The 10171-nt window shown below is 74.5% G+C and carries 9 protein-coding genes and 1 pseudogene; 1 reads left to right on the top strand and 9 read right to left on the bottom strand.

Annotated elements, in window-relative coordinates:
• Positions 1–1860 (bottom strand): TPM domain-containing protein (locus E9529_RS20105; RefSeq protein ID WP_236833045.1); only part of this gene is annotated, 1860 nt, incomplete at its 3' end.
• A 117-nt stretch (positions 1861–1977) separates the two neighbouring features.
• Between E9529_RS20105 and E9529_RS20110 the strand changes: the two genes are divergently transcribed.
• Positions 1978–2355 carry a Rieske (2Fe-2S) protein gene (locus E9529_RS20110; protein WP_236833046.1) on the top strand — a complete coding sequence of 126 codons (378 nt, stop codon included), beginning with the start codon at positions 1978–1980 and terminating at the stop codon, positions 2353–2355.
• Between the two features lies 1 nt (position 2356).
• On the opposite strand, the gene E9529_RS20115 is transcribed toward E9529_RS20110, so the two are convergent.
• The 8 genes and pseudogenes from E9529_RS20115 to E9529_RS20150 all read right to left on the bottom strand — a co-directional run.
• Positions 2357–3514, bottom strand: a complete 1158-nt coding sequence (locus tag E9529_RS20115; protein ID WP_236833047.1) for an ABC transporter ATP-binding protein — start codon at positions 3512–3514, stop codon at positions 2357–2359.
• Entirely contained in the window at positions 3511–4551 is a 1041-nt protein-coding gene (locus E9529_RS20120) for an ABC transporter ATP-binding protein (protein ID WP_236833048.1), read from the bottom strand. Before E9529_RS20120 ends, E9529_RS20115 begins: the two co-directional genes overlap by 4 nt.
• Positions 4548–5489 (bottom strand): ABC transporter permease, encoded by a 942-nt coding sequence (locus E9529_RS20125; RefSeq protein ID WP_236833049.1) that lies wholly within the window; start codon positions 5487–5489, stop codon positions 4548–4550. Before E9529_RS20125 ends, E9529_RS20120 begins: the two co-directional genes overlap by 4 nt.
• Positions 5490–5520: 31 nt before the next feature.
• Positions 5521–6525, bottom strand: coding sequence for an ABC transporter permease (locus E9529_RS20130; protein WP_236833050.1), 1005 nt, complete (start codon positions 6523–6525; stop codon positions 5521–5523).
• Positions 6526–6628: 103 nt separating this feature from the next.
• Entirely contained in the window at positions 6629–8335 is a 1707-nt protein-coding gene (locus E9529_RS20135) for an ABC transporter substrate-binding protein (RefSeq protein ID WP_236833051.1), read from the bottom strand.
• Positions 8336–8617: 282 nt separating this feature from the next.
• The gene (recR, locus tag E9529_RS20140) at positions 8618–9217 is read right to left on the bottom strand and encodes a recombination mediator RecR (protein ID WP_236833052.1); all 600 of its coding nucleotides are present in this window, start codon (positions 9215–9217) and stop codon (positions 8618–8620) included.
• A gap of 43 nt (positions 9218–9260) precedes the next feature.
• Entirely contained in the window at positions 9261–9599 is a 339-nt protein-coding gene (locus tag E9529_RS20145) for a YbaB/EbfC family nucleoid-associated protein (protein ID WP_236833053.1), read from the bottom strand.
• Positions 9600–9690: 91 nt separating this feature from the next.
• A pseudogene (locus tag E9529_RS20150) lies at positions 9691–10171 on the bottom strand (DNA polymerase III subunit gamma/tau); the annotation flags it as partial.

Consider the following 10171-nt stretch of genomic DNA (forward strand, 5'->3'; position numbering starts at 1 on the left):
GCCGTAGCCCCCGCCGTAGCCACCGAAGCCGCCGGGCCCGTACCCGGAGCGCCACCGGTCGACGTCGTCCTGCGCCAGGTCGAGCGCGTGCTGGGCGAGCATGCCGGCCTGGTGGGCCTCGCGGAGGGCGGCCACCGGGTCGGTGCTCCCCAGGCCGACGGCGGCGTCCAGGTGCCGCTGCGCCTCGGCCAGCCGGGTGCGGGCCTCCGGGCCGACCGCCCCGCGCCGCGTGTCGACGAAGTCGGCGGCCGCGCCCACCGCCGAGCGCGCCGTGAGCAACGCCTGGTCCAGCGCGGCCGCGGCCCGGCGCGCCTGGGTCCGGGCGTCGCGGGCGGTCGCCAGCGCCTCCTCCAGGGCGTCGTCGGCGTCCTCCAGCTGGCGCAGCGCGGCCAGCGGGTCGCCGGGCCCGCCACCGGCCGGGTGGAGCGCGGCGTCGGCCGCCGCCATCGCGGCCTCGGCGCGGGCGATCTGCGGCGGCAGGCCGCTGCGGTCACCACCGGCCACCAGCGCGCGGGCCTCGGCGAGGTCCTTCTCCGTCTCCGCGCGGACGGCGGTCACCCGCTCGGCGGCCGCGTCGAGGTCGGCGGCGAGGCGGCCGACGGCGTCCAGCAGCGTGCCGCTCTGCGCGACCGCGTCCTCGGCGGCCCGGATGTCCCCCACCGCCTGTCCGCCGCGGCCGGCGGCCAGGGCCTCCCGCGCCTCGCGCACCTCGTCGTCGGCGGCGTCGAGCCGGGCGGCGGCCTCCTGCACGTTGTCCGCGACGGCGGCCACCGCCGAGCCCGCGTACCGCTGCCGGACCCCCGCCAGCCGCCGCTCCTCCTCCGGGAGCCGCGCCCGCAGCGCCGCGATGCGGGGCTCCAGCCCGGCGAGCACCTCAGGGGCGTTCCGCTCCAGGTCGCGCAGCTGCTGGAACGCCGCGCTCAGCTCGTCCAGGCGGGCGCCCGCGGCACCGGTCAGCGCGAGGATCTCGGCGAGCATCCGCCGGGTGGTCGGCTCGTCTCTGTCGGTCCCCCGCCCACCCGAGTCGTCGTCGAGCTCCTGGCGCACCGCGAACGCCCGCCCGAGGTCCGCCTTCGACTGCCCCAGCGCGGCGCCGAAGCCGGCGACCGCCTCCTCCCCGTACTGCGAGCGGGCGAAGTCGAGGTCCAGCTGCGAGGTCTTGACCGCCTCGTCCAGCGTCAGCAGCGCCTCGCTGGCCCGGCCCTGCAGCTCGTCGGTGGGCACGCCCTCGTGCGGATCGGGCTCGGCCCGCCGGCCGGCGGGGAGCGCACCACCACGGGCCCGGCGCGACCGGCTGAGCAGGTAGGCGCCGCCGCCCACCACGGCGATCCCGCCGAGCACCAGCAGCACGCCGGACCCGCCGGAACCGCCGTCCGCCGCCTCCGCCGGCTGCTGGTCCGCCGCCGCGCCGCCGTCGCGCAGCAGCTCGGCGAAGGCGGCCACGCCGCCGGCCCAGTCGCCCGCGGAGAGCTCCGGGGCGACCCGCTCGTCGGTCAGCTCGTCGAACGCCGCCCCCGTGACCGGGAAGTCGGCCGGGCGCACGGTGCCGTACCGCTCGTCGTCGACGGCGACGGCGAGCAGTGCGTCCTCCTCGCCGAGCTGGCTCAGCTCCGCCGTGGCCTGGGCCCACTCCCCCTGGTCCGCGCCGTCGAAGGAGGAGACGAAGACGACGTACAGGTCGGTGCCGGTGTCCGCGCCGAGCTCCTCGACGACGCCCCGGACCTCCCCGGCGCTGCCGTTGAGGGCGCCGACCTGGTCGGTGACCTGGTCGGTCAGCCGGAACGGGGGCACCGCCCACGCCGGGCCTCCGCCGAGCACGAGGACGGCGAGGACCCCCAGCACCACGAACAGCCGGCGCACGGGAACCTCCAGGAGCGGCGACGTCGGTCGGGAGGACCCTACCGACGGCCGAGGGGTCCGGCCCGGGCGCGGTGGGTACGGGGCTCCCGCCGAACCGCCGCCTGCGAGGAGCCCCGCGTGCCCGACCCCGACTCGATCCCCGCCGCCGACCTGCCGCCGCGGACGGTCCGCCGCGTCGGCGGCTGGGCCGTGGGCAACCGGGGGGACGACGAGCACTTCGCCGTCTCCCGCCGCTGCCGCCACCAGCTGGCCGACCTCGCCGAGGGCAGCGTCGACGCCGACGGCTGCCTGGTCTGCCCGTGGCACCAGAGCCGCTACGACGTGCGCACCGGCGAGATGGTCGACGGCCCGCGCGGCTTCCTGGGCTACCACGGGCCGACGCCCGGCTACAGCGGCCTGGTCCGGCTCGTGGGCAGCGTGCTCCGGCTGCGGGTCGGCCGCGCGGTCCGCCGCGGCGACGACGTCGTCGTCACCGACCGGGACGCCCGGGCATAGGTCAGCCCTGCTCGGCCCGCGGCACCGGCGTGTCCCGGCCGAGGAAAGGCGTCGGGTCGTCGTCCCGGGACCGCCCGCCCGTCCCCGGGTGGACCGCCGCACCGGCGTGCAGCACCTCCTCGGGCGAGCGCGGGTGCAGCACGCCGTCGCGGATCTCCTCGGCCCAGTGGCAGCTGACCAGCCGCCCCGGGCCGAGCTCGCGCAGCGCCGGCACCTCGTCGTCGCAGCGCGTCTCCTGCCGCCACGGGCAGCGGGTGTGGAACCGGCAGCCGGTGGGCGGATCGGCCGGCGAGGGCAGGTCGCCGGCGAGCAGGATCCGCTCGCGCTGCTCCTCGACCTCCGGGTCGGGCACCGGCACCGCGCTCATCAGCGCGCGCGTGTAGGGGTGCAGCGGCTGCTCGTAGAGGGCGTCGGCGGGGGCCTGCTCCACCAGCGAGCCGAGGTACATGACGCCGACGACGTCGCTGATGTGCCGGACGACGGCGAGGTCGTGCGCGATGACCAGGTAGGTGAGCCCGAGCCGCTCCTGCAGCTCCTCGAGCAGGTTGATCACCTGCGCCTGCACCGACACGTCCAGCGCCGACACCGGCTCGTCGGCGATCAGCAGGTCCGGCTCCAGCGCGACGGCGCGGGCGATGCCGATGCGCTGCCGCTGGCCGCCGGAGAACTCGTGGGGGTAGCGGCGCAGCGCGGCCGAGGGCAGGCCGACGGCGTCCAGCAGGCCGCGGATCTTCTCCGCGATCCCGGCCTTGCCCCCACCCAGCCCGTGCGCGTGCAGCGGCTCGGAGAGCAGCGACTCGACGTTCTGCCGCGGGTCCAGGCTGCCCAGCGGGTCCTGGAAGACCATCTGCATCCGCTGGCGCATCTGCCGGAGCGGCTCGCCCTTGAGCGCGGCGACGTCCGTGCCGTCGAAGAGCACCCGCCCGGAGGTGGGCTCCTCCAGCCGCAGGATGGCGCGGCCCAGCGTCGACTTGCCGCAGCCGGACTCCCCCACCAGCCCGTAGGTGGCGCCCCGCGGCACGGTGAGCGAGACCCCGTCCACGGCCTTGACGTGCCCGACCGTGCGGTCGAAGAAGACGCCCTTCCTGATCGGGAAGTGGACCTTCAGGTCCTCGACCCGCAGCAGGTCGTCCTGGCCGGCGGTCGGGACGGCGGTCATCGGGCGGCTCCGGAGGCGGTGGCGCCCGACGGCGCGGACGGGTGCTCGAGCGGGTGGCGGCAGCGCAGCTCGCGGCCGGGGCCGTCCGGCACCAGGGGCACGGTGCTGCCCGACACCTCGGTCAGGCAGTCGTCCTGCGCGTTGTCGCAGCGCGGGGCGAAGGCGCACCCCTCGGCCCACGGGATCGCGTCGCGGGCCGAGCCGCGGATGGGCGTCAGCGGGGCGCCGCGGGCGGAGTCCAGCCGCGGCACCGACGCCAGCAGCCCGCCGGTGTAGGGCTGCCGGGGGCGGGCGAACAGGTCGTGCCGGTCCGCCGTCTCGATGATCTTGCCGGCGTACATGACGTGCACCCGGTCGCACAGCCCGGCGACGACGCCGAGGTCGTGGGTGATCATCACCAGCGCCGTCCCCGAGTCGACGACGAGCTCGCGCAGCAGCTCCAGGATCTGCGCCTGGATGGTGACGTCGAGCGCCGTCGTCGGCTCGTCGGCGATGAGCAGCCGCGGCGCGCAGGCCAGCGCCATGGCGATCAGCGCCCGCTGCCGCATGCCGCCGGAGAGCTGGTGCGGGTACTCCTTCAGCCGGCGCCCGGGATCGGGGATGCCGACCCGGTCGAGCAGCCGGGTGGCCTCGTCCCGCGCCTCGGCCTTGGACATCTGGCGGTGCTCCAGCAGCACCTCGGTGACCTGGGTGCCGATCGGCACGGTGGGGTTGAGCGAGGAGAGCGGGTCCTGGAAGACCATCCCCATGTCGGCGCCGCGCAGCCCCCGCAGCACGTGGTCCGGGGCGTCGACGAGGTCGTTGCCGTCGAACCGGACCGAGCCGGTCACCTCGACGCCGCGCCGCGGCAGCAGGCCCATGATCGCCAGCGAGGTGACCGACTTGCCGCAGCCGGACTCCCCGACCAGCCCGATCGTCTCGCCGGGGGCCACCGAGAAGCTGACGCCGTCGACGGCGAGGGTCGGCTGCTCGCCGCGGCGGGTGAACCGGACCGCCAGGTCCTCCACCTCGAGCACCGGTGCCTGCAGGGGGCTCACCTCCGGAACTTCGGGTCGAGGGCCTCGCGCAGCCGCTCGCCGAGCAGCGTGAAGCCCAGCGCGACGACGATGATGCACAGCGCCGGCCAGACGGCCAGCGCCGGGCGGGTGGACAGGAAGTCCTGCGCGTTGGCCAGCATCGCCCCCCACTCAGGCCGGGCGATGTCGGGGTCGCCCAGACCGAGGTAGGAGAGCGCGGCGGCCTCGATGATCGCCGTCGCGAGGGACAGCGTCGCCTGCACGATGACCGGCGACAGCGAGTTGGGCAGCACGTGCCCGAACACGATGCGCCCCTGCTTCACGCCCAGCGCCCGGGCCGCGACGGCGTAGTCGCTGCCGCGCTGGGCGAGCATCGAGCCGCGCAGCAGCCGGGCGAAGATCGGCACCTGGACGACGGCGATGGCGATCATCAGCGCGTACTGGTTCTGCCCCAGCAGCACCGAGATGGTGATCGCCATGAGCAGGCCCGGGATGGACAGCAGGATGTCGACGAACCGCATGACCGCGGTGTCCACCCAGCCGCCGAACGCGCCGGCCAGCACACCCAGGGCCATCCCGGCCACCAGGCCGAGCAGGGTCGACACGACGCCGATGAGCAGCGACTGGCGCGAACCGTAGATCAGCCGGGAGAGCAGGTCGCGGCCGAGGTTGTCCACGCCGAGGGGGAAGCCCTCCCGGGGCCCCGGAATGGTGCCGGGCCGGATCTCCGACAGCAGGTACTGGGTGACCGGGTCCTTCGGCGCCAGCAGCGGCGCGAACGCCGCCACGACGAGGAAGACGAGCACGATGACCGCCCCGGTGATCGCCACCGGGTCGCGCCGCAGGCGGCGGATCGCGCTGCGGGTGAGCGAGAGCCCGGCCTCGCCCTCGGGCAGCTGCCCGGCCCGGGCCGCGAGCGCGTCGATGCGCTCGCGCTTGTGGTCCCCGAGCGCCGTCACCGCCGCACCCCCCGGTCCTGTCGTGCCCGCGTCATCGGACCCTCACCCTCGGGTCGAGCAGGCCGTAGGAGATGTCGACCAGCAGGTTCACCAGCACGTAGACGACGGCGAGCATGAGGATGAAGCCCTGCAGCACGGCGAAGTCCCGGAGCCTGATCGCGTCGTACAGCGTCGAGCCGACCCCGCCGAACGCGAACACCGTCTCGGTCAGCACCGCACCGGAGAGCAGCAACCCGGTCTGCAGGCCGATCGTCGTCGAGACGGGCAGCAGCGCGTTGCGGACGATGTGGCGGCGGCGCACCGTCGCCATCGCCAGGCCCTTGGCGTTCGCCGTCCGCACGTAGTCCTCGTTCACCACGTCCAGGACCGATGCCCGCGTGATCCGGACGATGATCGCCAGCGGGATCGTGCCCAGCGCGATCGCCGGCAGCACCAGGTGCATCACGGCGTCCCAGGCGGCGTCCCACTCGCGGGTCAGCAGGCCGTCCAGCACGTAGAAGTTCGTGATGCGGGTGGCGTCGATGCGCACGTCCTGGCGCCCGGACCCCGGCAGCCAGCCGAGCTCGACGGCGAACAGCAGCCGGAGCAGGTAGGCCAGGAAGAACACCGGGATCGCGACGCCGATGAGCGAGCCGATCACGGACGCCGAGTCGAGGAAGCTGCCGTGCCGGCGGGCGGCGAGGTAGCCCAGCGGGATGCCGACGCCGATGGCGAAGACCATCGCCAGGAGGGTCAGCTCGATGGTGCCGGGGAACCGCTCGAGGAACACGTCGGTGACCGGCCGGCCGTACTGCGTGGAGTTGCCGAAGTCGAGCTGGACGGCCCGCCCCAGGAAGCGGAAGTACTGGACGTAGAGCGGCTCGTCGAGGCCGAACAGCTCGTTGTACCGGGCGATCGCCTCGGGGGTGGCGCGCTCGCCGAGGGCCGCCTGCGCGGGCCCGCCGGGGAGGGCGCGCAGCCAGGCGAAGAGCAGGACGGACAGCCCCAGCAGGATCGGGATCAGCTGGAGGAGCCGCCGGACGATGAAGCGGAGCACGCGCTCGGACCAGCCTTTCCGGACACCGCTGTCCTACACCGGACGGTCGGCCGCGCCGGCGGCGGCATCACTGCCACCGCCGGCGCGGCCGGGGAGATCCCTGCTAGTCCTGCAGCGAGACCGTCGAGAAGTCCTCCGCGGTCAGCGGGCTGGGCTCGAGGCCCTGGACGTTCTCGGCCACGACCAGCGCCGGGGGCGAGTGCGAGATCGGCACGGCCGGGAGGTACTCCTTGATCAGGCGGTTCGCCTCCTGGTAGAGCTCGATCCGGTTGGCCGGGTCGGGCTCGGCGTCGGCCTCGGCCAGCGCGGCGAAGATCTCCGGGGCGCTGAACGCACCGAACTCCGCGGACGCCTGGTTGTTCTGGTCCTCGGCGAAGAACGTGCCGATGAAGTTGTAGGCGTCGTTGTAGTCACCGGTCCAGCCGAGCAGGTGGATGTCGGCCTGACCGGCCTGCACCGCCTGCAGGTAGTCCGGGTTCCACTGCAGGGCGACCGGCTCGATGGTCAGGCCGACCTCCTGCAGGTCCTCGGCGATCACCTGGAACATCGCGGCCGGGTCCGGCAGGTAGGGCCGGCTGACGTCGGTCGGGTAGTAGAACCGCAGCGTGGTGCCGGCGGCGCCGGCCTCCTCGAGCAGCTGGCGGGCCCGCTCCGGGTCGTACTCGTAGGTCGGCACGTCCTCGGCCCAGCCGTCGACCGACGGCGGCATGAAGTTCGTCGCCACCTCGGAGCCCTCGGGGAGCAGCGAGTTCACGATCGTCTCGCGGTCGATCGCGTGGGCGATCGCCTGGCGCACCCGCTCGTCCTGCAGCGCCGGGTTGGCGCTCGTGCCGGGCACGTTCCCGCCGTTGAAGCCCAGGTAGAGGATGTTGAACGGGTCGCGGACGAGAACCTGGAAGCCCTCGCTCTCGAGGGTGTCGTAGTCGGCGGGCGAGACGAAGTCGTACCCGTCGATGGTGCCGGCCTGCAGCTCCTGCCGGCGGGTGTTCCCCTCGGGGATGGTGCGGAAGATGATCCTGTCGAGCAGCGCCGGCTCGCCCCAGTAGTCCTCGTTGCGGACGATGGTGACCTCGCCGTTGCCGCGGTCCCAGCTGTCGAAGCGGAAGGGGCCGGTGCCGGTCGGGTGCTCGAGGGCGTACTCGGTGTAGCTGATCGCGTCCTCGGAGCCCGAGAGGTTGTCGGCGTCGTACTCCTGCAGCGCCGTGGGGCTCTGGATGGAGAACGCCGGCAGCGACAGCGCGGCGGGGATCTTGCTGGTCACCTGGTTGAAGCTGACCACCGCGGTGTTCTCGTCGACGGCCTCGCAGCCCTCGTAGATGCCGGGGTTGTCGCTGTCGGCGAAGCCGCCGAAGACCGCCTGGTAGTAGTACGTGGCGCTCGGGCTCTGGGCCAGGCCGGTGAAGTTGTGCCAGCGGTCGAAGTTGAAGCAGACCGCCTCGGCGTTGAAGTCCGTGCCGTCGTGGAACTGCACGCCCTCACGCAGGTTGAAGGTGTACTCCAGGCCGTCCTCGCTGACCTCCCAGTCCTCGGCCAGCGCCGGGACGAGCTCGGTCGTGCCGGGCTCGTTGGTCAGCAGGCCCTCGTGGATCTGGCGCGCGATCCGGAACGTCTCGCCGTCGCTGGCGAAGGCGGGGTCGAACATCGCGGGGTCACCGGCGGCGCCGAAGACCATCGTGCCGCCGGACGCGGCGGTCTCACCGCCGCCTCCCTCATCGGAGTCCCGGTCGCTCGAGGCGCAGGCCGAGAGCGTGACTGCGGTGAGCGCGGCCGCGGAGGCGGCGAGCGCTCGGCTGGTACGACGACGTGTCATCGCGGAAGACCTGCCTCCTCGGCCACAGCGGGCCGGACGAGTTCCGGACGTGGGGGCCGCGGACGCCAAAGGCTCCGCGGATCGCCTGGGAACCCTAGGGGGCGCCCGGCGCTCCCCGGCAGGGCCGGTCGTCCATCGACACCAAGCCGTGACCTGGCGGGGGGGCTGGAACGGCCCAGCTGCAGGGACCCGCCGCGAGCTCACGAGCGGTGGGGGCAGCTGGCAGGAGGACCCCCTCCCCCTCAGCCCTCGCACGCTCGGCCGAGGCTCCGGAGGGGGCCGTCAGGCGTCGATGCGGCGGCGGCCCTCGAAGGCCCGGCCGAGCGTGACCTCGTCGGCGTACTCCAGGTCCCCGCCCACCGGGAGGCCGCTGGCCAGCCGTGACACGGCCAGCCCCATCGGCCCGACGAGCCGCGCCAGGTAGGCCGCCGTCGCCTCGCCCTCCAGGTTGGGGTCGGTGGCGATGATCAGCTCCTTGACCGTGCCGTCCATCAGCCGGCTCATCAGCTCCTTGACCCGCAGGTCGTCGGGGCCCACGCCGTCGATGGGGCTGATCGCCCCGCCGAGCACGTGGTAGCGGCCGCGGAACTCGCGGGTGCGCTCGATGGCCACGACGTCCTTGGGCTCCTCGACCACGCACAGCACGTCCTCGACGCGGCGCGGGTCGCGGCAGATGCGGCACTGCTCGGCCTCGGCGACGTTGTAGCAGGTCACGCAGAACCGGACCGACTCCTGCACCCGCGTCAAGGCGGCCACCAGGCGGCTGACGTCGGCCGACTCGGCGGACAGCAGGTGGAAGGCGATGCGCTGGGCGCTCTTGGGCCCCACGCCGGGCAGGCGACCGAGCTCGTCGATCAGGTCCTGGACGGCACCCTCGTACACGGTGCTCCTCGGGTTGCGAAGTGGATCGGGCGGGCGCGCCCGATCAGAGGCCGGGCAGCCCCATGCCGCCGCCGAGGCCGCCGGCGAGCGGCCCCATCCGGCTGGCGGTCAGCTCGTCCGCGGCGCGCTTGGCGTCGCGGACCGCGGCGACCACGAGGTCCTGCAGCGTCTCCAGGTCGTCCGGGTCGACGGCCGCCGGCGCGATGGTGAGCGCGGTCAGGTCACCGTCGCCGGTCATCGTCGCCGAGACCAGCCCGCCACCGGCGGTGCCGGTGACCTCCGTGGCCGCCAGCTCCTGCTGGGCGGCGGCGAGCTGCTGCTGCATCTGCTGCGCCTGCTTCATGAGCTGCGACAGGTCGGGCTGCTGGCCTCCGGGGAACATGCCACGAGAGTAGGCCGCGGGTGCGACAGGTGAGGGCGCGCCGCCGCGGGTCGCGCGTCGGGTCTCCTCCCGGCGGTCGGGCGGCGACCGCTCAGCCGTCGAGCGGCCGGGCGCCGAGCTGGGCGCGCAGCAGCTGCAGCGCCGCCTGCTCCTGGTCGACGACCGGGCCGGGCTCGCGGCCTTCCCCGTCGGGCCCCTCCGCGGCGCGCTCGGCCATGAGCTCGCGCGCCTCGGCGGCCTCGGCGGCGCGGGCCGCCTCCCGTGCCGCCTCGGGCGCCCCCGCGCGGGCACCGCCGGCGGCCGGCCCGGCGCCGTCGACGACGCCGTCGATGCGCCAGCGCACCCCCAGCAGCTCGTTGAGCGCCTGGCGGACGATCTCGCGGTTGAGGTCGTCGTTCAGCCGCCGGGCGAGCGCCGGCGAGGACGTCGACAGGGTCAGCACGCCGTTGGCCAGCTGGTGCACCTGGAAGCTGTTCAGCAGCGCCTCGGTGGTGCGCTTGTGCTTCTTGACGATGGCGAGCAGCTCCGGCCACACCCGCCGGACGTCGGTCGTGGTCAGGTCGCCCTCGCCG

Source organism: Blastococcus sp. KM273128 (assembly GCF_021698975.1).
Lineage (GTDB): Bacteria > Actinomycetota > Actinomycetes > Mycobacteriales > Geodermatophilaceae > Blastococcus.

What these genes read in the sequence shown, in the direction of transcription:
- E9529_RS20115 (WP_236833047.1), bottom strand. Translation starts at nt 3,514, where the DNA reads ATGACCGCCGTCCCGACCGCCGGCCAGGACGACCTGCTGCGGGTCGAG.
- E9529_RS20135 (WP_236833051.1), bottom strand. Translation starts at nt 8,335, where the DNA reads ATGACACGTCGTCGTACCAGCCGAGCGCTCGCCGCCTCCGCGGCCGCG.
- E9529_RS20145 (WP_236833053.1), bottom strand. Translation starts at nt 9,599, where the DNA reads ATGTTCCCCGGAGGCCAGCAGCCCGACCTGTCGCAGCTCATGAAGCAG.